Raw genomic sequence first — 21,902 nt, forward strand, 5'->3', positions numbered from 1 at the left:
GAAACGGCTTAGATAGTATGATTTGTTTGGCGGTGAAATCAGGATGCCTCTAGCATGATATTCCTATTATAGATCTAAGAGTAACTCTCGCATTTCAGCACTGATCGCCATATCACTCCCCTCAGTGCTACTGACAAGATGAGCAAAGGTTGCAAACCTCCATAGAGTATTCGGATCAACGCCGCTAAGATTCTCCATCACAGGCGGTTTGATCGAGGGTGACGAACCACTGCGACCAGCGACAACTTGAACGGCTGTCAGTACCGGCGACCCTGATCCAAACACGTCATCAGCCTTCTTGAGGGCAGCATCCTCTGACCCAGAAACCAATTTCTGTTTAATCTCCACGAGAGCCTCCCGCTTCCTGAGGCTGAAATGAGGTGATGATACGTTCCTGTAACACCGGAGAGCTGCGTCAAATTCTCTGGCATCCTCTAATCGGATCGCCTCGGCTAACTCATCGAGTGTGTATAGAAGATCTTCATTTACGTCCGTCGACATCCTATCTAGATGATCTCGTGTCTCAACGATGTGGTCTTGCATACGGTCGAGATCACCATATTCAAACGCAGCGACCGCCGCAGCTTGATTTCCACGGAATTTGTGAGAACTAAGAGCTAATAGAATGGTTTCTTGGAGAGTCTTATCCTCCTCGAACTCTGAATCAAGCTGGCAAAGAACTCCGATAGCAGTTTCATGTAGTTGCCGGCTAGATTCCCATCCTCGAGCTGGACCCCATCCACGGTCAGGCTGTCGGACAGCCACTGCTTGAGATCGGAACGCGCGACTCATATATTTCACATACCGATTCGCATCTATTGGTTTGATGTACTCTGCTGCACTGATGAAATCCCTAGCAGCCCCCATAAAATTTGGATCGGGCCTTTGACGAGGATCTCGTTGGGACTGCCATTGGCGACTACTCTGTAGTTCCCCACTCGCTAACTTCTGATACGACTTGGCACGTAACACTCGTTCGTCGGACATTCGATCTTCAAAACAATTTACCAAAGTCTGGAGCTGCCAAGATGCTAACTGGAGCTCACCCCGCCATGGATTCTCACGTGACTTGTGCCGATAGCGTTCAACGATGTCCCTTCCATTGAGATAAAGATAGTCCGCTACCACATCCAAATCTGGCTGTTCTAAGCGAGCAAGTCCAGTCTGCTGAAGTCCTACTTTTTCGGGATCAGCATACGGAGTGTTCACTGCTGCTTCAAGAATATCATCCGCGGATCGATCGTCATCCTGACGCCGGTCTGGCATGTCTGTGAAGAATCTCTCAATATGCGGATTGAGAACTACCATATCCGAACCAAAGGACTGCATCGCTGCGGCAAATCTGATCTGCGCAAGGAGTTCGATTGTTTCCGTCGGGAGGTCCGGCGTCTCCGTGAACAAGGCGTCTACGAGCTCATAGATACGCTCCGGATCGTCCTTAGCGTCGACGAGGTGTTCCAAGATAGTGAATACAACCGACCGGGGAGAAACGTGCTCAACGTTGATCGACTGGAAAGCTTCGATCCGGTGATTGAGTTCAGCTGCAGTCGTAATGTGATATCGTCTACCAGCCTGACTATCTCGAAGAACCATATTTTTCAGCATTCGGCTAGCGTTGTCTTCGACGAAAGTTTCGACTGTTCCTGTTGAATCTGTTTTCAAGCAGGTGTTGTAGAATGCGAGGTAGTCATCGAAGGAGTCTAACGAGGTTTTAGCTGCGTTACGAAGCGTATCAAAGCAATCACTCTCATTGTCGAAGTCGGCAGCTATTTTGGGGAAGGTAGTGGAGCCTGACAGAAGATTGGTAAGGTAATCGTCAGTTGAGGCCTGAGTTGTCATGGAGATAAAAAAGGATTAATCGATAAAAATGCTAGGGTAGTATCACTAACCCCCAATATGTCGTCGTCTGGAACTCTTCCTCAATCGCGACAATATGCTACTGATGGAGTAGTCTCTCAACATAACTTCACACAGATTACTATCAATCACCTCGAGAAACAGAGATGACATCCATCTCGAAGCGTTTTTACGTTTTGGCGGAGTGTGCTATCATATGTCGTATTCATTTAAAAGTAATGATCGGCGAAGCACCTATCGGCTCTTTCTCAGCCACTCGTGGAGTTATGATGATGAGTACGAACGGATGGTTGATCTCTTAAACGAGAAATCTAATTTTTCATGGGATAACTACAGTGTTCCAGAAAAGGACAAGGTCAATGCGACGACGACCGCTGGTCTCAAGCGAGTGCTTAAGAATAAACAGATTAAACCGGCAACCGTAGTTGTTATTCTCAGTGGTATGTACGCTGAACATAGCACCTGGATCAAGCGAGAAGTGCGAATTGCAAACGAACTTGACAAGCAAATCCTCGCCGTGAAACCCCACGGGAACACACGGATACCGATCTACATCCGAAATAGAGCGGATAAGACCGTTAACTGGAGTACGAACTCGGTAGTTAGGGCTATCCGCGACCTCGCTTGATGAGCGATCCGACCGAAGAAGATGAGCGGAGTAAAACCAGCAATCATACTAGTGGAGAGACGGACGCATCAGAGGTATCTGCATCACTAGAGTCCCCTGCTGCCGAGCTTGAGCAATGGAAGTTCTACGGTCAATCTACTCACCAAGTAAGCAACCGCCGGCTTAAGAATAATCGCTTCTATCTACGACTTCTAATTGCGCTACTAGGCGTTGCTGGTATCGGGGCAAGATTGGGGTACGTAACTCCTGTCGGAATTATGTTTATCGGTGCTATTGGTCTTCCTTTCTGCGTTCTTTGGACGTTCCATATCCTCTCGTATAAGCAACTGAACAGCGGAAAATATCGTGTTCTGTGGAAAATAGCTGAAGATCTCCCGTATGACCCATTCAAAATGGAATGGGAACGCCTCAAAGAAGGAGAGAAACCAGAGGTCTACATAAAGCATACTACCGTCGAGGTCTGGTGGCCGCGCGTGTTCGGATTCTTTTATGCCGTTTTGTTCGTTTATGGGACGCTCTCACTGCTGGGGATGCTGAATTACTATTGGTGGACGATTGCTGCTCTCGCCATTATTTGGGGAGTTTATGCATTCTTCGTAATTCGAGGTGAAAGTCCGACGCAGAGATACTGGGATTACACTGGGGAAGAGTAGACAGCCGCAGTTAGCCAGCGGGGTCTACATTTATTTGGAATAGGTCAATTCATTTGGGTGACTAGTTACAGGCATCGGTAGCTAAACCAAGAGAGATAAGGCAGATAAGTATTATTCAATGGATATGAGCCTCACTCTCCAGGACCTTGATGCGTACCTGTTTAAGTGCGCAGACATCATCCGAGACGCGGTCGATTCGACCGATTATAAGGACTACATTCTCCCGCTTGTCTTCTACAAAGCAATCTCGGATGAGTTCGAGAAAGAGTACGAGCAAAACCTCGAGGAGTATGGCGAAGAGTTCGCTCGCCGACCGAACCTCTACGACGTCCCCGTCGTTCCCGAAGGCTATCTCTGGGACGATCTCCGGCAGGTCAGCGACAACGTTGATCAGGCACTCAACGAAGCCTTCGACAAGATCACCGAGGAGAACGAGGAGCTCGAAGGCGTGTTTCGTGCAGACTTCGTCGAAGCGGACGCCCTCACTGACGATCGCCTGAACACCCTTCTCGAGCATCTCGATACCTACGACCTCGACCGAGAGAGCGTCCCCGCAGACATGCTCGGCGAGGCTTACATGGACCTCGTGCGCCACTTCGCTCAAGAAGAGGGCAAGTCCGGCGGGCAGTTCTTCACGCCGCCGCACATTGTCCAGCTCTGTGTGCGCCTCGTCGACGAGTTCGAGGACGGCCAGGAGTTCCACGACCCGACCGTTGGCTCCGGCGGGATGCTCATCGAGGCCGCGAGGTACTACCGTGAGCAACAGGAGAACGACCCGACGAAGCTTCGGTTCACGGGCCAGGAGATCAACCCCGACATTGCGGCGATCGCTCGGATGAACCTCGCCATCCATGCGCTGAACGGTGAGATAGCCCGCGAGGACTCGCTCCTCCGACCTCAGTTCACTGACGAGGAGACAAAGGAACTGGAGCGGTTCGACCGCGTGCTCGCCAACTTCCCCTTCTCGGCGGACTGGGCGAAGGATGACCTCCAAGACGACCCCTACAATCGGTTCGACTGGGACGAGAAACTGCCGCGTGCCGATCGGGGAGACTACGCGTTCATTCAGCACATGGCGAAACAGCTGAAGACGCCCGAGAAGGACGGGACGAGAGGAAAGGCCGCGATCGTCATCCCTCACGGGGTCTTGTTCAGAAAACACGAGTCGAAATACCGAGAGCCGATGATCGAGAACGATCTGGTCGAGGCCATCGTCGGCCTCCCAGGTAACTTGTTCCAGAACAACTCGATTCCCTCGGCGATCCTGGTGTTGAACACGGACAAGCCCGCTGACCGCGAGGGCGAGGTCCAGTTCATCCACGCCGCAGACGAGGCGTTCTATCGAGAGCTCTCGAACCAGAACGAACTGACCGACGAGGGGCTGGATCACATCGTCTCGAACTTCCGCGAGTGGACGACCGAGGAGCGCGTCAGTCGGGCGGTATCGCTGGAGGAGATCCGCGAAAACGACTATAACCTGAATATCGCGCTCTACGTCGACACGACCGAGCCGGAAGAGGAGATCGACGTCAAAGAGGAACTGGCGACGTTGCGCGAGCTACAGGCCGAGCGCGACGAAATCGAGAGCCGAATGACCCAGCACATGGAGGCCCTCAGCTATGAGTGAGGAGGCGACGCTGGACGAGTTTGTTGATCGGGACGAGAAGGAATCGAACCAATCGAAACCGGTCACTGACGAGTTAGAACAGGAACAATTCGGGCCCTTCACGCTTTCAACTCCTGGAGAATGGACTGCGAAGCGGCTCGGAGACATCAAACAACTAATCACAAGGGGCAAACAGCCAACCTACGATGATGACGGCGTCCCTGTAATCAATCAAGAATGTATCTATTGGAACGGGTGGCACTTCGAGAATCTTCGCTATCTTGATGCGGAAGTTGCTGAGGATTGGAAAGATAAGTACTTCCCTCAGAAAGGAGATATTATTCTGAACTCTACCGGACAAGGAACTCTCGGTCGAGCACAAGTCTATCCTGATAACGAGCGACGAGCTATTGATTCTCATGTTACGCTTCTCCGAACTACTGATGAACTGAGCCCCTATTTCCACCGTTACTTCTTAGAGAGTTATCTTGGACAAGCCCTTCTCTATTCGATGTGTGTAAACGGCTCGACTGGACAAATCGAACTCTCCAAAACTCGACTTGACCTCCAGCCTATTCCCCTTCCACCACTCGAAGAACAGCGCAAAATCGCCAGCGTGCTCTACAACGTCGATCAGGCGATTCAGAAGACGGAAGAAACGATAGGTCAACTGGACCGTACTCGGAAGGGTATAGAACAAGACTTGCTCTCGCGAGGAATCTCGTCGACTGGATCTCTACGAGAAGAGGATGAAATAGAATATAAAAGTAGTTGGGTCGGAAAAATACCCCTTGACTGGGAGGTTCGACAATACGAAGAATTGATTACGAAGTCCTCTGTCGGAATTGTTGTCAAACCATCTCAATATTATGATAATTCCGGGAGTATCCCTATTCTCCGTTCCAAAGATATTGGCCGTGATGGGATTGTTGATGGTAATTTCAAATATATGACCGAGGAATCAAATAAAGAAAATCCGAGTAGCCAAGTACATACGGAAGATGTCATCACGGTACGGTCAGGGGATCCTGGATTATCATGTGTTGTATCACATCAATATAATGGAGTCAATTCTGCGGATTTGCTCATCTCTACCCCGGGGCCCGAGCTCAATTCACATTTCGCGGCAATGTGGATCAACTCGTTCGCAGGACGAAAACAGATAGATAGATTCCAAGCGGGGTTAGCTCAAAAACACTTCAACCTCGGAGCACTTCGAAAACTACGGATTGCCGTACCCTCACTTGAAGAACAAACCCGTATAGTCGATACGGTGGCATCGGTAACAGACGATATTGCTCAGGAAAACTCATATCTGAACCAACTCAAGCGTCTGAAACAGGGCCTCATGCAAGACCTCCTTTCCGGGAAAATCCGAACCCACGACAAGGACATCGAGATCCTCGACGAGGTCGCCCAACATGGTTAGCCTCCCGTCCGAACAAGCCGTCGAACGTTCGCTCCTCCAGTGGCTCGACACCGTCGGATGGGAGACACACGGCATGGACGGCGGGCGCGGCGCGGAGATCCTCGACGACACCTATGGCCGCGACACACACGAGGTCATCTACTGGGACCTCCTCGCCGAGCAAGTCATCGCCCTGAACAAGGAGATCACCGACGAGAACGTCGAGCGCTTCGTCTCCTCTCTGAAGCGTGATCTCGACCACGACAACCTGATGGACGGCAATCGTGCGTTCTACCAGCTCCTGACCAAGGGCAAGAAGTTCAGCGTCACACGCAGGGATGGCTCGACGGAGTACGTCTACATCGACCTGATCGACTTCACGCATCCCGAGACCAACCGCTTCCATGCTGTCAACCAGTTCGTCGTTTCCCGAGGGAGTGGGACGACCATTCGCCCGGACGTCAACCTGTTCGTCAACGGCATCCCCCTGGTGACGATGGAGCTCAAGGCGATTACCCAGGACAACGACTACTACGACGCGATCAGACAACTTCGCCGGTACGAGGAGGACGTCCCGCGGCTGTTCATCCCTGGCCTGTTCAACATCGCCGCCGACACCATGGAGCTTCGCTACGGGGCCGTCGGTGCACCCACGGAGTTCTACGAGGAGTGGAACGATGCGCCGCCGGAGTATCAGGATGACAACGAGATGAAACAGTCCGTCCAGGCGCTCTGTAACCCCGGGACGGTCTTGGAGATCCTGAAGCACTTCGTGTTCTACGAGCGTCGTGCGGGCGGTGACGCGAAGATCGTGCCCCGCTACATGCAATACTATGCGGTGAACAGAATCCTAGAGCGCGTCAACGAGGGTGATCCGGTGGCCGAAGTCCTCAACAAAGGGCTGATCTGGCATACCCAGGGCTCGGGCAAGTCCTTCACGATGCTCTACGCGGCGCAGAACCTCCTCTCTCGAGACGTCCTCGATACTCCCCAGGTCTTCATCATTGTCGACACGGCCAAGCTGGCGAGCCAGATGCGCGACGTCCTTTCGAACATCGGATTCGAGCGTTCAGTGGTCGCTGACAGCATCCGCCACCTCCAGGAGTTGATCGAGGACGGTCAAAGCCAGCTCGTCCTCACGACTATCCAGAAGTTCGCCGACGTCGACCCCGACGTCCAGGGCAATGACGAAGTAGTCGTTATGTCTGACGAGGCACATCGCTTCATGGAGGAGGACCTCGGAAGCCGCCTCGAGGCCGCAATGCCCGTTAACTTCCACTTCGGGTTCACTGGCACTCCGATCCGAGAGGGCGAACGAGAAAAGGACCACAACACGTTCCGCGAGTTCTCACCCGAAGGCGAGGAGTACCTTCACAGATATTCCATCAAGCAAGGCATCGACGACGGACTCATCCTTCCTGTCTACTTCACCCTCCGACATCAGATGGAGTGGGAGGTCGACGAGGCGGGACTCGATGAGGAGTTCGAACGTGAGTTCGCCGGTCTCACTCCTGACGAAAAGCGCGAGTTCATCCAAGAGCACGTCACCAGCCGAGAGCTGGCCGAACTCGAACCACGTGTCGACCGCATCGTTGAGGAGATCGACGAGCACTACGCTGGCGTCGAGAAGAACGGTTGGAAAGGCATGGTCGTCACGCCGAGCCGTGAGTCTGCCGCGATGTACGGCGAGCGACTCATCGAACGCCGGGGCGAGGACGAGGTCGAGGTACTCTATACTGCGACCAGTGCTGACAAGCCCCTTATCCGCCAGTTCCATACTGATGACGAGGAACGGGACCAGATCATCAAGCAATTCAAGCAAGAAGAGAACCCGAAGCTCCTCGTCGTTCACAACATGCTCCTGACTGGCTTCGACGCGCCTATCCTGAAGACGATGTATCTCGATCGCAACCTGACGGATCACAACCTCATGCAGGCGATCGCCCGGACGAACCGAACCGCAGAGGGCAAAGAGAACGGCGAGATCGTCGACTTCCAGGGAGTCTTCGAGAACATTGACGAGGCGCTCGATTACGACACCGAGACGAAGGCCTACGCCGCCCGCGACAAGGACGAGCTCTTCGAGGAACTTACTGATCAACTCGAGTACGTCCTCTCGATCTTTGACGGCATCCCGATGGACGACACGCAGGAGACGGTCGATCAGTGTCTCGCACGGGTTAGCACGCACCCGGAGAAGCGGAACTTCAAACAGGGCTTCCGCCGGCTTCAGGACCTCTACGAGTCCGTCTCACCCGATGGCCGACTCGTCACCGAAGGCATTCAGGACGACTACAAGTGGCTCGTACGCATCCACACGGCCTTCCAACGCCACAACAATCGTGAGGAGAACCCCGAAGACTCGATGCGAGAGAAGACCAGAGAGATTCTCGAGAGCCACGTCGACGTCGGCGAGATCAAACGAGACTTCCCGGTCTACGAGCTCAGCAAGGAGCACTTGGAGGCGGTCGAGAGCATGAGCGAGCCCGCTACCCAGGCGACGAGTATCGCACATGCGACGCAGGATCACCTTCAAACTCGGACGGGACAGAACCCACGGTACAAGCGCTTGAGCGAGCGTGTGAACGAGATCGTCGAGGACTGGCAGCACGGGAACCGAAGCGACCCTGATGCTGTCGAAGCCCTCACCGCGGTCGAAGAAGAGATACTCGAGTTCGAGACGGAAGCCGAGCGACGGGGGATGACCGATGCCGAGTTCGCGATCTATACGCACCTTACAGAGGAGACCCCAGATGCTATCAACGGGGAGGCCCAGGCTGAACAAGTCGCACGGGATATCGTTGAGGCGTTCGAAGAGAGAGTCGACCGGGACTATCGCGGATGGAAGACCAACAGGACGACACTACAAAATATCGATCGGATCCTGTTAGATGTCGTCGTTGTTGACCACGGCCTGCGAGATCTGATGGTCGAAGGGAGTTTCGACGAGGGCGTTCGTGAATACCTGATCCGGAATTATGCCTGAAACCGATACGGCAGAATGTTTTAAAATGACGTTGGCCGGGAAACCTATCGAATATCGAGTCTTACAGAGTCGAGAGGCGGCTGAGCCTCGTATCGACGTCGACATTCGAGGTATTCGAGTGGTAATACCGTACGATAGGCAGGAGGATCCAGAAGAGCTCTTAGCTGACAACGCGGCCTGGATTCTCGAGAAGAAAGCCAAGTACGACCAGTACCGCGAGCAAGCACCTGAACGGGTCTTTGAGGCTGGTGAGACGTTTCCCTTCCTCGGCAAGGACCGCGAGCTTATTATCGAACCCCGGGCGAAGCACGAACTCGATGGCAGTATAGTTTGCCTCCGTGAAAGTGCGGTTGCCCAGTCGTCCGTAAAACGAGTCCTCGAGAATTTCTATCGATCGCAAGCACGTGACTACCTGACTGAGCGAGCGGATCATTATGCTGACGAGATGGATGTCACGTACGAGAAACTGGAGCTACGGAATCAGCGTACGAGGTGGGGATCCTGTTCGACGTCGGGAACCCTAAGCCTGAATTGGCGGCTGATGATGGCTCCCCCAGACGTTATCGATTACGTCGTTGTCCATGAACTCGCGCATTTACGGTTCCAGGATCACAGCCAACAGTTCTGGGACTGTGTTGGTCAATACGTCCCTGATTACAGGGAGCACAGCGACTGGCTGGACCAACACAGTGCCGAGCTAATTTTCAGTCAAGCTGACCTCTAGAGGGTATGTTAACATAGAACATGTGGGAGGAATGCAAAAATCCGGTTGGTGGCAACATCCAGTATGTACATACAGACTGCCTCAGTGGATGTACCGAGCATAGTTAGTGAACTGATTTATTGAATCTTTTGAGGAGAATTATCTAAATACTTTTCGTACTACGCGAGGCAACCGAATAAAGGAGGAAAGTCTACCTAATATCGTCTATATTATGTTGTATAAAGAGATTGTAACGGTGCCCTCCTGATACCATTCAAACAAGTTAGATTAGAGACTCATTTGGTAGATAGTCAGAGAGTCCCCGAGTTAATCTCGTGGCCTGTACTGCCCCCATCTGCTCTTACCCTCAGTGAAAAGTTCCCGAATGAGCTGCCGACACCACAGGCGGCCGGGTAAGGGGACCCCCGGTTCGAGAAACCGGCGTAATCTGAACAGAGAGATCAGAACTAAGCACTGTCCTGGGCATAAGCCTATTCAGTGATCGTCGACGAGAAAACTCTCTTTATCCTATTCAGAAACCCGAAGAGTGGATTTTGACTCGAAGTGCTATCGCTCCTATCCCGAGTCCACTATAAATCATTAAATCGAGGACATTCAGCGATCCTGCGTCCAGGAAAACTAGGATAGCGATCAGGAGCCCGATACAGACGCCTGCAAGGTAGCCATACGACTAGTAGCGAGAATTATCTACAACCATCACTGCACTCACGATAGAAACCGGAACTACTTACTAGAAGAGGCCATGCGGCAAGATACCTTGTTGAACAAGAACGGGAACGATCTCAACAATCAACCCGACACCTCTCTCAATGCCGTGATCAAGACCTAGCATCTATCAGGATGTTGCGGTACAATAATAGAGTGCTTCGTCTGTACCAACTTGTATCTAATAGCTGGTTACAGCTCTAACTGGCCCTCGGTTTCACTTTCAATTTGAATGGGGAACTAATATACGGTCAGCCATACCACGTTCAAGAAACAGCGTTGTCGGAGGCACACTTATGCATATCCCCGAAGGCCAATACAATCTCAAGGAGTTCTGTCGAGTTATTTTCGACTCGCCAGAGTCTGTCCTAGAGGGATATCATGGACAACGCATCAAATCGTTCTTATACCTCTCAGATGATGGCTGGCGCGATTACCTTGACCAACATTACGAGACCGAGGAACTCGGCGGGATAACGAAGTTCGTCGGAGAGTATACGAATAGGAAAGGAGCAGACCAGGCAGCTAAATTCTACGTCGGGGAGTATAAGGACGATCTCCAAATGGTGCTCACTGCCGAAACCGAGGAGGCTATTCGACAAGCCTTACGCCCGGTGTCAGAGCACAGTGACTGCCTGTCACCGATGCCGATTATGACTGAGGACTTCCAGACAATGAACGAGATCGTCCTCAGTAGTTACGATAATATGCGAATCGCCGAGTTCAAATCGAAGCGCGTGCCGAGTCTGGCGGACGCTCGAACCCGACCGGATGTTGATCGAGAGATCGAATACAAAGGTATCGACGGCCGCGACCGCCTCGACGAATTTCGTGAGGAGTACGGTGTTGTCCCGACCCGTATTCAATACGAACATGAGAATGTTTCCATTAGGATCGATACCTCTGGCAAGTTCACATTAGAGACCGTCAATCAGGAGAGCTTCAATATCCTGTTCGAACTGCTCAGCGAGGTGGTCGTGAACGTTCTCGAATTGCTCGATGTAGCGAATCAGATCAAGTTCGAGAAGCGTGAGGTGGAGCCGGGAAACTTGAAAATCCAAGTGCCAGAGGTGAGTTCTGGTGAAATAGATTTTGATCACCCAGTGACGTTGATGCAAGCCGAGAGTTTCATCAAGGGGACTAAGAATAGCGATAATCTGAACTTCAGCTTCACCGATGTCACAAAACAAGCCGGTTCACTGGACTTCTCCGCACAGGTAACGGACGAGAATAGAGGGTCGCTTTTCAACGTAAGTGCAACTGAGGAATCGATGCGGATTGTTCCGAAGCATAACTGCTCGTTCCCATCTCTCGTTGAGTTCTATCTCGCAGTAATCCAGATGTTGGACGGTGGGGCGAAGATGAAACTTTACGACTCTCAGACTGCAGCATAATATGACAAACGTTGACCCTCCCGATTCGGTGCCAGAGGGTCAAGAAACGACATACCGCGGGCTATACGGCAAGTGTATTCATCATAAGTTCCGAGAGTTCCCGGAGCAGTCCAAACGTGAGACGCTCCGTGGAGAGATCGATGTCCAGCGCCACCACCGCAAACTTATCAGCTACTCTATCTTCCCGTTCGCAGAAGGGAGCCCTGCGGGGTACAAGTTCATCACTGCTGAGCCGCTAGAGGAACTCGACGTTCCAAACTTTGATTTCTTACTTTGGAACCTTGATGGGAGTGTGATATTCGGTGAAGCAAAATCTTCGATTCCCGATAGCGCAGCCACTGTTGTGAACCAGCTTCAAGAACGAAAAGAGGTGGCAGAAGATCACAAGGAGTACATCGAAGAAGAGTATCTTGGGAGCGAGATTAACCATATGGAGTTTGTGGTGGCGACATACGTCAATCATGGCGACAAGATTGCGAAGGAAATCATCGAGACCGGTGCGGAATTTATTACGTGGGTAGTGGATGCTCACTCTGATACGCTGTGGATCCGGCAGGCAAGACCCAGGTCATTTCCTGACAACTTGGAATCTGACGATCCTGACGCTATGCTTGAAGAGCTTGACCGCCGACATACTCACGACATTTCGTCTCTGAACAGTGAACTGGATCGGGTGACCACGAGCTTCGGGCAGGCAGATGTTCTACCGACTTCAATCATTGTAGACCGTCTACGTGTTGTCGTACAGTCTCGCCGGGTTGAAGATCGATACCCGTGTGTTGATCGTGGAAATATTGAGAAGTATGTGTCGAATAGCGCGTTGAACTACTCCGATGAGCGCATCTCAGAGATCGTCGATGAGCTCATTGAATCGGGGAAGCACCTCAACTTCTTGTCTGAATGGGATGATGATCGAGCAGAGTTCAAGATCGTGTCCAACTACACAGCCAAAGATGATCTTGAGCGAGCACTCGAAAACAAGTGGGTAGACTGGCGGATCGAGGGAATGAAAGACCAGTTACGAGACGCGTGTGAGGAGCGTATTATTGCAGAATTCGGAAAGCAGAGTCAACTTGATGAGTTCTAGTGGTTCACGACGGCGGTATGTGCTCACTAGTCATCTCCACAAGTTCTAATTTCTTGATACGGTTATCCAAATCCACAGATGGTAGTCTATCTTAACATGGGAATTTCGTTTAATTCCCCAGATATCGATCCTATACTGGTTCTTATGGGAATTTATTATGCCTAAATAGGCCGAAGTACGCCATATCCGTTTGAAATTTCTCTTAGTAGATTATGACCGCGGGTCTTTGATGAGTTCGTATAGTCCCTCATACACCTTGCGTACGTTTCCATGCTCAACTAATCGACCAAGTCTATCACGAACGTACTGAAGGTTATAACCTGTTTTATCAGCGGCATACGGAGCCGTAATTCGCCCCTCATTTAACATGTCGAGTAACGCTTCATCTGCTGGCCCAAGATCATCTTCATTCAGCATTCGATCTCGGATAATAGTTATCTGGCTCATCTCTAAAGGGTGTATGGAGTAGATATTAGGCCTTAGTACCTAAGGGTTAAGTGGCTACAGCCAGTATATTTGACTAAGCACGAGCTGCCTCAGAAGGTCTCTGAGGCCGGTGTTGATGCCACCGACCCCTCGTGCTGGAGAACCAGCAATGAGCACTAGCAACTCAGCCGCAGAAAACAGTATCGCCTCCGAACAGACCCACCGAATCACCGGTCCCCACCGCGAACCCCCGTCGGTCGTCAACGCCACCACCTACTGGCGCTGTGAGGCCTGTTCTCGTGAATCCATCCGCGAGCAGGACCTTCACCGCGAGGCCTTCCACGCCGAGGACTGTGAGGTGGCCGACCGATGCTGACCGAAATCTCCACCGACAGTACCCAACTGTTCGCCGGCGCGCGACTCTCCGACACTAACCCCGAATGCACCGCCTGCAACCGACCCCTTAGAGAAGGCGAACAGGTCACGATCTACGCCGCCCGCAAAGAGGACGCCCCCACGTTTGCAATCGAACGCATCTACTGTCGCAACTGCACCCCCGAGGAACTCACGAACCCGACGCTCGGCCTAAGCGAACACCTCCTCCAGAGCCGACTCACCCGAACGCTTGACGTTCGCACCCAGAGTGAGTTCCAGACACTCGGCGAAATCACGACACTCGATACAAGCGCCCCCAGCCAGGGCAGTGCCGAAGCCTACGAAGAAACCCCCACGGCACTCCTCCGAGATACCCACACCCAGAACCCCGCAAGCGCGGTCTATCACATTGACGACGGCGAGGGCCAGCCCCTCTGTAACTGCAACAGTGACGCCCACTACACGCCCGTTCCACTCGCGGAAGCCGAGGCGAGCACGGCCCGCCAGTGCGAGAACTGCCAGATTGCCCGCCAGGGCAAACAGGCAACCCAGCCCTGTCCTCACTGTAACGCGCCGGTTGGGATGAGCGCCTGGCCCCAACACGTTCGGGCCTGTACGGGTGATCCGACCGACGCCGCCGAGGAGACCGATCCCGACGGCGACCCCGCGATCACCAATACCGACACCCGGACCCAACGCGCCACGAGCCCGGCCACACGCACGGGCGGTCGCACACAGCTCCACCAGCGCCAGGAGTAACCCGCGCCACAATGGGCGGGCTCTCTCACAGCCGTAGCGCTGCACGCCTATCGAGAGCCACGCCTGTACCACCCCGTATCTCGAGTGTAGTTACGCCGCTGAGCCACGCGTTCAGGTCGCTCGCCAGCCACGAGACGGGCCCGATCGTCTCACTTGCGACACACCGTATTTCCGATGACTGAATCCACACCCACGACCACGAGTACGAGTACGACGACCACCGACAGTACCGCTACCGACCAGCCGGCAACCGAGACCGACGAGCCAACGCTCGACTCGGTCTGTGAACAGCTCGAGGCGCTCACCGATCGCGTCGCAGAACTCGAGGCCGAAGTCGACCGCAAAGACGAGCGGGTTGAGGAACTCGAAGCAGAGCTCACCGAGTACAAGCGCTTTGCTGGCTCGGAGTTCGCCAACGTTCGTGGGCGGATCACCGATGTCGAAGAACAGACCGAAGACCTGGAGACAACGCTCCAGGCAACGCCGACAGAGGCCACCGACGCTGAGGAGAACGGCTCCCAGACCACGACCATGGAGACACCGTTAGAACGCATCTGTACGCTCCCCGAGCACGTTGCCGACCGGGAGCTCACGACAAACCAGAAACGCGCTCGGTTCATCGCTCGTGACGTGCAGGACTACGCCGAGAAAGCGCCTGCTGGGCTCGTGCTCGATAGCCAGACGATCGCGAAGGTGATTACCGCCGCCGAAGGGTCGAAGCCCCACACGCAAACTGTGGCCCGAGTCATGGACTTCCTCGAGAAGTTGGGCAAAGACGACGTCGAGCAAACGAAGCGACGCGGCAAGAAGCTCGTTGTAGTTGATGAGGAGGCGGCCGACCGATATCACAATCGTTGTGATCGGGATATTGAGCAAGCCCCCGCAGGAAGCGTGATGTCCTAACAACGGACCAAGAGAAAGGCGCATAGTTCGAACCAACCACCCCAGGCAAGCCCTCCGGTCCTAGTCACAACTCCGAGCAGCCTCCTCCCATTATAGTAGTAGTAAAGGGAATAGAAACGGTTTCGTCGGTTCTACCTTCGGAAGCATATCACACCACGGTGTGATTAGATTGTGTATCTTGGTTAGGATTGTCACTGACTTGTTTAACACTATCCTTTAGGACGGCATTTGATACTCGAGCCACTGGAGAACATGCCTCTCTTCATTCTTCGTCCGAAATATCACCAGCAAATCCATCTCTCCTCCATTACCGCAATCCAGCTGTCGTATCTGTGGATTAACCGCTGCTGCAGTGTTTCCTCTTCTTTCGCTTGTATTTACTAGGATCGCCACTCGCTATTTCTATTATTAGCCAGTTTTTATCGCCGCAAAATATATAATACGGAGAGAATGGCATTTCGCACGAATTAAAGTAAGATTGCCTTAACTAAACAAAATATGCGCTTATGTTTGCCAATATCTTATAGAACTTTAAAAATTGGATAAAATTAAGAATTATATTATTGAAAATAAATAAGGTTATATGCCGCGGGCAATTGGTGATGATTGCCAATGGGTAACAATAATCCAGATTCGGAAGAGGTAGCACAAGCTACAGAAGAGGTGAAAGAGAAGCGTTCTAAGAGATTCGAGGTTCTTAATAATAGACCTGTCAACAAGGATGGGCTAGTCGAAGAGTGGCCAGAGGTGGGGTTTGTCGCAATGGAATCCCCGGACGATCCTGACCCCTCAATTACGATCGAAGATGGGACCGTTGTTGAGATGGATGGGATTGTACGAGAGGATTTTGATTTTGTTGATCAGTTTATTGCTGATTACGCGATAAACCCCAGCGTAGCTGAGGAAGCCCTCGAAATCGATTCAGTAGAGTTTGCTCATATGCTGGCAGATATCAATGTTCCTCGTGAGGAGATTAGACGATTAGCAACCGGGATGACTCCAGCGAAGCTCACAGAGGTTGTTAATCAGATGAATACTGTCGAGATGATGATGGCGCTTCAAAAGGTCCGTACTCGTAAAAACCCTGGAAATCAGTGTCACGTGACAAGCGTCAAGGACCACCCAGCGCAGTTGGTTGCCGATGCGGCTGAGTCTGCACTTCGGGGTTTTGATGAAGCTGAGACAACAGTTGGGATTACACGTATTGCTCCATTCAATGCCCTCTCCTTACTGATTGGAACTCAATGCGGTAGAGGTGGTGTATTGACACAGTGTGCAGTTGAGGAAGCGACTGAGCTCGAACTGGGAATGCGAGGGATGACCAGTTACGCTGAAACGGTCTCCGTGTACGGTACTGAGGACGTTTTCAAAGACGGCGATGATACACCATACTCGAAAGCGTTCCTCGCATCCGGATATGCTTCGCGAGGGGTGAAAATGCGATTCACATCTGGATCGGGATCAGAGGTGAACATGGGGCAGGCAGAGGGAAAATCCATGCTCTACCTCGAAACGAAATGTGTATTGGTGACAAAAGGGTGTGGTGTCCAAGGACTCCAGAATGGGTCAATCAGTACCGTTGCTATTCCAGCAGCAGTTCCTTCTGGACTTCGATGCATCCTTGCTGAAAACCTCATCGCAGGTATGGTTGATTTAGAGATGGCCTCTGGGAACGATCAGACATTCACACATTCGGAAACACGCCGAACAGCACATATGATTCCCCAGATGTTCCCAGGGACTGATTTCATATTCTCTGGCTACAGTGCCGTACCGAACTACGACGATATGTTTGCCGGCTCTACTTTCGACTCGTCAGACTTTGATGATTACAACCTTATTCAGAGAGATTTCAAAGTTGACGGTGGTACCAAAGATGTCGAAGAAGAAGAGGTCGTCAAATATCGCAACCGCGCAGTCAAAGCGCTCCAAGCGGTTTTTGAAGAACTTGGTTTCCCACCAATTACCGACGAAGAGGTTGAGGCAGCCACGTATGCGGATGGTAGCGATGACATGCCTGACCGAAACCAAGCTAAAGACATCGAGGCTGCACAGGAGTTAATGGAGCGTGAAATTACGGGAGCAGATATCGCTAAGATATTGGCTGACCGTGGATTCGAAGATATCGCAGAAAATATCACTGGTATCCTTAGATCGCGTGTTTCTGGTGATTACCTCCACACCTCTGCGATTCTCGATGAGGAATTCAATGTGGTGAGCGCAGTTAACAATCCGAATGATTACGAAGGGCCTGGGACTGGATACCGGATTAGCGATGACCGCTGGGAAGAAATCAAGAACTATCGCCACGCTATTGATCCAAAAGATGTCTAAAAATACCTCCATCTGGTGCAAATTGATCAGCTACAAACTAAGATCAGGAAAACTACTACCATGAGTCAAACAGAACAACGAAAACGGACGGTCACGTTCGAAGATATTGGGCCTGCGGAGAAAGGTACCACCCCCGATGAGGTTGTCATCGCCTTGAGCCCGGGGTTCGGCGAAATAAGCACAGAAACACTGTCTGGGATCTCTCACGCCGAGATACTCCGTGAGACAATGGCGGGTATAGAAGAAGAAGGCGTCTCAATGCGTATTGTTCGCGTGTACGATACTGTCGACCTAGGTCGGATGGGACTTATCTCCTCGAATCTCAGTGGTTCCGGTATTAGTATCGCGGTTCAAGCGAGAGGTACTACACTGATCCACCAGGAGGATCTATTACAGCTTGATAATCTAGAGCTCTTCCCCCAAGGACCGTTGCTAGTGCCGGAGACGTTCCGTGCAATCGGCCAAAACGCTGCCCGCTATGCAAAAGGTGAGAGTCCAGCTCCTGTCACGGTTGAAAATGACCCTATGACACGGCCAAAATTCCAAGCAATGGCGGCTATTTGGCACATAAAAGAGACAGAACGACTCGGTGAAGATCGCGGACAAGTCGAATTAGACGTCAACTTCAGCTAATACACTACCAACAATGAACGATTCAGACAAAGTTGAGTACCCGTTATCCGATAACCCTGATCAAGTAGAAACGCCAGATGGAACGAGGCTCTCTGAAATCACGCTTGAAGCAATTGTCAACGGAGACATTAATGGTGATGATATCGCTATCTCGCCAGAGACACTAGAAAAACAAGCACAGGTAGCTGAACAGGAGGGGCGACCACAGTTAGCACAGAACTTCCGTCGCGCAGCAGAGTTGACAACTATTCCTGATGAACGGATCCTTGAAATCTATAATGCACTCCGACCTAGCGGAGCAGAGAAGCAAACACTCCAAGAAATGGCTGACGAGCTCGAAAATGAGTACAATGCCCAAATTAACGCTGATCTGGTTCGAGAAGCTCTTGAAGTATACGAAAAGAGAGGACTTGTATAATCTCTACATACTGCTTAAGCTGTAGAGTGTACCTTCCATCGTAAGAGTAGAGAGTAGATGGCCAAGAATAGATAATCAGCCCCAAACCAGAGAACACATGGATTATATCGCAGGCATAGACATTGGTAATTCAAGCACTGAAGTGGCCCTCATTCGAAATAATAATGGATACGAATTCGTTGCAACCAGTCTATTTCGAACTACGGGCTTGAAAGGAACGGTAAAAAATGTTCCCGGGGTCATAAATGCCCTTGAGCAAGCAGCCGAAAAGGCAGACATAGCTGTTGAGGACATAGACCGAATCCTCCTCAACGAAGCGGCTCCAGTCATCGGTGATGTTGCTATGGAAACTATTACCGAAACAGTAATCACTGAATCAACGATGATCGGACATGACCCTTCGACACCAGGTGGTGTCGGTCTCGGGACTGGAACGATCGTCGATATCACTGCCGATCGTGAAGCAATCACGGAGGAAGATGCAGTTATTGTCGTCGTACCAGCAGCAGTCGATTTCGCAGACGCTGCGGCGACGATCAATGAGTGGGCCGAACACGCTATTGATATTCAAGGTGCAATCGTTCAGAAAGACGATGCAGTCCTAATCAACAATCGCATTGACCAAGATATTCCAATCGTCGATGAAGTAACTAAAATTGAAGCAATTCCGAGAGGCCAACCAGCTGCTGTAGAAGTAGCTACCGAAGGTTCGGGCCAGACAATCGATCAACTGTCTAATCCGTATGGTCTTGCGACGCTTTTCGACCTTTCTTCAGAAGAAACACAGAAAATTATCCCTGTTTCCCGCGCTCTTGTCGGGAACAAGTCCGCCGTCGTTATCAAAACGCCTGCCGGCGATGTCGAAGAGCGAACAATTCCAGCCGGCTCCTTGACTATTATCGGCGAACATGGCAATTCGGTATCGATCAACATTGATCAGGGAGCCGATAATATTATGACACAAATTGATGAGCTCTGGCCGATCGAGGACATCCAAGGCGAGCGCGGATCGAACATTGGCGGTATGTTGAGCAGAGCACGTGAGCAAATGGGAGAGGTGACTGGGCAAGACCACTCAGAGATCAATATTCGGGATATCATGGCTGTCGATACGCTCGTACCTCAAAAAGTCGAAGGGTCAGTTGCAAGTGAACATAGCATGGAAACAGCTGTCGGACTGGCAGCAATGGTTAAAACGAGTGAACTTCCCATGCAACAAATTGCTGATGAAATCGAAAATCGGCTAGAAACGGAAGTTAACATCCAAGGAATTGAAGCAAATATGGCGATCTTGGGATCGCTAACGACTCCCGGAACGGATGTCCCTTTCGCGATTCTTGATATGGGTGGTGGATCAACGGATGCTGCATACATCAACGGTAACCATGAGATTAGTTCTATTCACTTAGCCGGTGCAGGGGACATGGTGACGATGCTGATTGCGTCTGAGCTTGGTCTTGACGATAGGGAACTGGCTGAAGGACTCAAAAAATATCCTGTCGCAAAGGTCGAGACACTGTTCAGCATTCGCCATGAGGATGGAACAGTCACCTTCCTTGATGAGGCAGTCGATTCCGAGACCTTTGGTCAAGTGGTACTTCTCAAGGGTGATGGTGAAATGGAGCCAGTTGGCATCGATGAATCTGTAGAAAAAATCCGACGTACCAGGCGCCACGCCAAAGAGAAAGTTTTTGTCACAAATGCTAAGCGTGCCCTACGGCAGATATCTCCCACTGAGAGTACTCGATACCACTCGTTTGTCGTAATGGTGGGGCGATCAGCACTCGACTTCGAAATCCCAGAGATGATCTCTGATGCCCTTGCTGAGTATGGCATCGTATGTGGACGTGGAAATATTCGCAGTACAACTGGGCCGCGAAATGCAGTCGCAACGGGCCTCTGCCTATCCTATGTTGGCGATCAGGCTGAATTCGACGTGAGTGTTCCTAATGGACTTGCATCAGCAGTTGGATTGACGGAACTTACTGGCGATAAGCAATCATGAATCAGTCAATGCTTTCCATAGAGAGGTCTACATGACCGATCAGCAAGCCAAACCGGTAGCGAGTGATGGAGTCCCCCAAATCGTTATTCGATACGTTGAAAACGAACATTCTCTGGTCGAATATATTGAGTACGGTATTGAGGAGGAAGGTGTCCCATGGCGCAAGCAACCCCTTGAAGACGATGCAGATCAACCGAAAAACTCGGCTACGGAGCTCGCTTATCAAGCTGCTTCAGATTCAGGACTGAAAATCGGAATCGGGGTTTCGAGGGACAAGACACTTACACTGCATCATGCACGCCTCCCTATCGATAAACCTGTGTTAAGTGTGATAGACCCTACAAACTCGCAAGCAAGAACTACTGGGACGAATGCCGCTCGATTAGCGAAGCGAATGCCATTACGGGTTATTGACTAATTTGTCCTTAGACGTTCCAATAGTCAAAATCCATTAAAAATCACTATAATTATTCTTCTGTCACTAGATATGTGCCTATTTTGTGGAAAAGGTGGATGAACAATAGAACTAATACGGCATACGACATTGTTATAAATTCACGATAGGTATCTTGCCATGGTTGAAAAACACACCGCCTACATCGAAACACTTGCGCATATAAACTGTGGTGAGTGTGAGGAATACTGGGGTCTTAGCGACCTTTCTAATGGAATATTCGAGGAGCGCACACTCTATTGTCCGCATTGTGGCCACGAAGCAACTGTGGAAGATGTAGTAACTGGAGAAGAATCTGATCAATAGTATGACTGTGATTGACAACTAACACTCATTGTAAGGGACTATATGCTTCTATAACTGCGGATGGGAATTAACAGCACGCATATGGCGACAATCGGATCGACTAGAGGCATTGGTATGAACATAGCAATCACAAGTAGCTGCTTTCCCTTCTGATAATGTGACTATATAATCACTCTCTCCGATATTCTCTGAGGATATCTGTACAGTCTCATCACCACAGAGAGTGAAGCAAAAATTCTCG

Annotated in this window: 18 protein-coding genes; 17 read left to right on the top strand and 1 reads right to left on the bottom strand. The window is 51.2% G+C overall.

Features of this window, described 5'->3' with window-relative positions:
* Positions 1 to 66 precede the first annotated feature (66 nt).
* Positions 67 to 1,839, bottom strand: a complete 1,773-nt coding sequence (locus tag WOA58_RS16590; RefSeq protein WP_340605403.1) for a hypothetical protein — start codon at positions 1,837 to 1,839, stop codon at positions 67 to 69.
* A gap of 214 nt (positions 1,840 to 2,053) precedes the next feature.
* Between WOA58_RS16590 and WOA58_RS16595 the strand changes: the two genes are divergently transcribed.
* The 17 genes from WOA58_RS16595 to WOA58_RS16675 all read left to right on the top strand — a co-directional run bounded on the left by WOA58_RS16595 (position 2,054) and on the right by WOA58_RS16675 (position 21,661).
* On the top strand, positions 2,054 to 2,485 hold the full coding sequence (locus WOA58_RS16595; RefSeq protein WP_340605404.1) for a TIR domain-containing protein: 432 nt from the start codon (positions 2,054 to 2,056) through the stop codon (positions 2,483 to 2,485).
* Positions 2,485 to 3,138 (top strand): RipA family octameric membrane protein, encoded by a 654-nt coding sequence (locus WOA58_RS16600; protein WP_340605405.1) that lies wholly within the window; start codon positions 2,485 to 2,487, stop codon positions 3,136 to 3,138. Before WOA58_RS16595 ends, WOA58_RS16600 begins: the two co-directional genes overlap by 1 nt.
* A gap of 124 nt (positions 3,139 to 3,262) precedes the next feature.
* Positions 3,263 to 4,765, top strand: coding sequence for a type I restriction-modification system subunit M (locus WOA58_RS16605; protein WP_390220980.1), 1,503 nt, complete (start codon positions 3,263 to 3,265; stop codon positions 4,763 to 4,765).
* Positions 4,758 to 6,173: a restriction endonuclease subunit S gene (locus WOA58_RS16610; protein WP_340605407.1), complete on the top strand. Its 1,416-nt coding sequence runs from the start codon at positions 4,758 to 4,760 to the stop codon at positions 6,171 to 6,173. The genes WOA58_RS16605 and WOA58_RS16610 overlap by 8 nt, the downstream gene beginning before the upstream one ends.
* The gene (locus WOA58_RS16615; protein WP_340605408.1) at positions 6,166 to 9,138 is read left to right on the top strand and encodes a type I restriction endonuclease subunit R; all 2,973 of its coding nucleotides are present in this window, start codon (positions 6,166 to 6,168) and stop codon (positions 9,136 to 9,138) included. Before WOA58_RS16610 ends, WOA58_RS16615 begins: the two co-directional genes overlap by 8 nt.
* Positions 9,131 to 9,862 (top strand): M48 family metallopeptidase, encoded by a 732-nt coding sequence (locus WOA58_RS16620; RefSeq protein WP_390220972.1) that lies wholly within the window; start codon positions 9,131 to 9,133, stop codon positions 9,860 to 9,862. Before WOA58_RS16615 ends, WOA58_RS16620 begins: the two co-directional genes overlap by 8 nt.
* A gap of 1,001 nt (positions 9,863 to 10,863) precedes the next feature.
* Complete coding sequence (locus WOA58_RS16625; protein WP_340605410.1) at positions 10,864 to 11,961, top strand: hypothetical protein; 1,098 nt, start codon at positions 10,864 to 10,866, stop codon at positions 11,959 to 11,961.
* Position 11,962: 1 nt separating this feature from the next.
* Complete coding sequence (locus tag WOA58_RS16630; RefSeq protein ID WP_340605411.1) at positions 11,963 to 13,048, top strand: hypothetical protein; 1,086 nt, start codon at positions 11,963 to 11,965, stop codon at positions 13,046 to 13,048.
* Positions 13,049 to 13,643: 595 nt separating this feature from the next.
* Positions 13,644 to 13,850, top strand: a complete 207-nt coding sequence (locus tag WOA58_RS16635) for a hypothetical protein (protein ID WP_340605412.1) — start codon at positions 13,644 to 13,646, stop codon at positions 13,848 to 13,850.
* Positions 13,844 to 14,608, top strand: a complete 765-nt coding sequence (locus tag WOA58_RS16640) for a hypothetical protein (RefSeq protein WP_340605413.1) — start codon at positions 13,844 to 13,846, stop codon at positions 14,606 to 14,608. The genes WOA58_RS16635 and WOA58_RS16640 overlap by 7 nt, the downstream gene beginning before the upstream one ends.
* Before the next feature lie 174 nt (positions 14,609 to 14,782).
* Entirely contained in the window at positions 14,783 to 15,511 is a 729-nt protein-coding gene (locus WOA58_RS16645) for a hypothetical protein (protein WP_340605414.1), read from the top strand.
* A gap of 612 nt (positions 15,512 to 16,123) precedes the next feature.
* Positions 16,124 to 17,845 (top strand): propanediol/glycerol family dehydratase large subunit, encoded by a 1,722-nt coding sequence (locus WOA58_RS16650; protein ID WP_340605415.1) that lies wholly within the window; start codon positions 16,124 to 16,126, stop codon positions 17,843 to 17,845.
* A gap of 15 nt (positions 17,846 to 17,860) precedes the next feature.
* On the top strand, positions 17,861 to 18,478 hold the full coding sequence (locus WOA58_RS16655; RefSeq protein WP_340605416.1) for a propanediol/glycerol family dehydratase medium subunit: 618 nt from the start codon (positions 17,861 to 17,863) through the stop codon (positions 18,476 to 18,478).
* Positions 18,479 to 18,491: 13 nt separating this feature from the next.
* A complete protein-coding gene (locus tag WOA58_RS16660; RefSeq protein ID WP_340605417.1) occupies positions 18,492 to 18,896 on the top strand; it encodes a diol dehydratase small subunit in 405 nt (134 codons plus the stop codon).
* 97 nt (positions 18,897 to 18,993) lie between these two features.
* On the top strand, positions 18,994 to 20,901 hold the full coding sequence (locus WOA58_RS16665; protein ID WP_340605418.1) for a diol dehydratase reactivase subunit alpha: 1,908 nt from the start codon (positions 18,994 to 18,996) through the stop codon (positions 20,899 to 20,901).
* 31 nt (positions 20,902 to 20,932) lie between these two features.
* Positions 20,933 to 21,319, top strand: coding sequence for a glycerol dehydratase reactivase beta/small subunit family protein (locus WOA58_RS16670; protein WP_340605419.1), 387 nt, complete (start codon positions 20,933 to 20,935; stop codon positions 21,317 to 21,319).
* A 156-nt stretch (positions 21,320 to 21,475) separates the two neighbouring features.
* Positions 21,476 to 21,661, top strand: coding sequence for a hypothetical protein (locus WOA58_RS16675; protein WP_340605420.1), 186 nt, complete (start codon positions 21,476 to 21,478; stop codon positions 21,659 to 21,661).
* Positions 21,662 to 21,902: the final 241 nt, after the last annotated feature.

The organism is Halalkalicoccus tibetensis, from assembly GCF_037996645.1.
GTDB lineage: Archaea > Halobacteriota > Halobacteria > Halobacteriales > Halalkalicoccaceae > Halalkalicoccus > Halalkalicoccus tibetensis.

Bases quoted from the DNA above. Each gene is read 5' to 3' on its own strand.
- WOA58_RS16600 (WP_340605405.1), top strand. From the start codon at position 2,485: ATGAGCGATCCGACCGAAGAAGATGAGCGGAGTAAAACCAGCAATCAT.
- WOA58_RS16670 (WP_340605419.1), top strand. From the start codon at position 20,933: ATGACCGATCAGCAAGCCAAACCGGTAGCGAGTGATGGAGTCCCCCAA.
- WOA58_RS16620 (WP_390220972.1), top strand. From the start codon at position 9,131: ATGCCTGAAACCGATACGGCAGAATGTTTTAAAATGACGTTGGCCGGG.
- WOA58_RS16650 (WP_340605415.1), top strand. From the start codon at position 16,124: ATGGGTAACAATAATCCAGATTCGGAAGAGGTAGCACAAGCTACAGAA.
- WOA58_RS16635 (WP_340605412.1), top strand. From the start codon at position 13,644: ATGAGCACTAGCAACTCAGCCGCAGAAAACAGTATCGCCTCCGAACAG.
- WOA58_RS16675 (WP_340605420.1), top strand. From the start codon at position 21,476: ATGGTTGAAAAACACACCGCCTACATCGAAACACTTGCGCATATAAAC.
- WOA58_RS16660 (WP_340605417.1), top strand. From the start codon at position 18,492: ATGAACGATTCAGACAAAGTTGAGTACCCGTTATCCGATAACCCTGAT.
- WOA58_RS16595 (WP_340605404.1), top strand. From the start codon at position 2,054: ATGTCGTATTCATTTAAAAGTAATGATCGGCGAAGCACCTATCGGCTC.
- WOA58_RS16630 (WP_340605411.1), top strand. From the start codon at position 11,963: ATGACAAACGTTGACCCTCCCGATTCGGTGCCAGAGGGTCAAGAAACG.
- WOA58_RS16640 (WP_340605413.1), top strand. From the start codon at position 13,844: ATGCTGACCGAAATCTCCACCGACAGTACCCAACTGTTCGCCGGCGCG.
- WOA58_RS16645 (WP_340605414.1), top strand. From the start codon at position 14,783: ATGACTGAATCCACACCCACGACCACGAGTACGAGTACGACGACCACC.
- WOA58_RS16625 (WP_340605410.1), top strand. From the start codon at position 10,864: ATGCATATCCCCGAAGGCCAATACAATCTCAAGGAGTTCTGTCGAGTT.
- WOA58_RS16605 (WP_390220980.1), top strand. From the start codon at position 3,263: ATGAGCCTCACTCTCCAGGACCTTGATGCGTACCTGTTTAAGTGCGCA.
- WOA58_RS16665 (WP_340605418.1), top strand. From the start codon at position 18,994: ATGGATTATATCGCAGGCATAGACATTGGTAATTCAAGCACTGAAGTG.
- WOA58_RS16615 (WP_340605408.1), top strand. From the start codon at position 6,166: ATGGTTAGCCTCCCGTCCGAACAAGCCGTCGAACGTTCGCTCCTCCAG.
- WOA58_RS16610 (WP_340605407.1), top strand. From the start codon at position 4,758: ATGAGTGAGGAGGCGACGCTGGACGAGTTTGTTGATCGGGACGAGAAG.
- WOA58_RS16590 (WP_340605403.1), bottom strand. From the start codon at position 1,839: ATGACAACTCAGGCCTCAACTGACGATTACCTTACCAATCTTCTGTCA.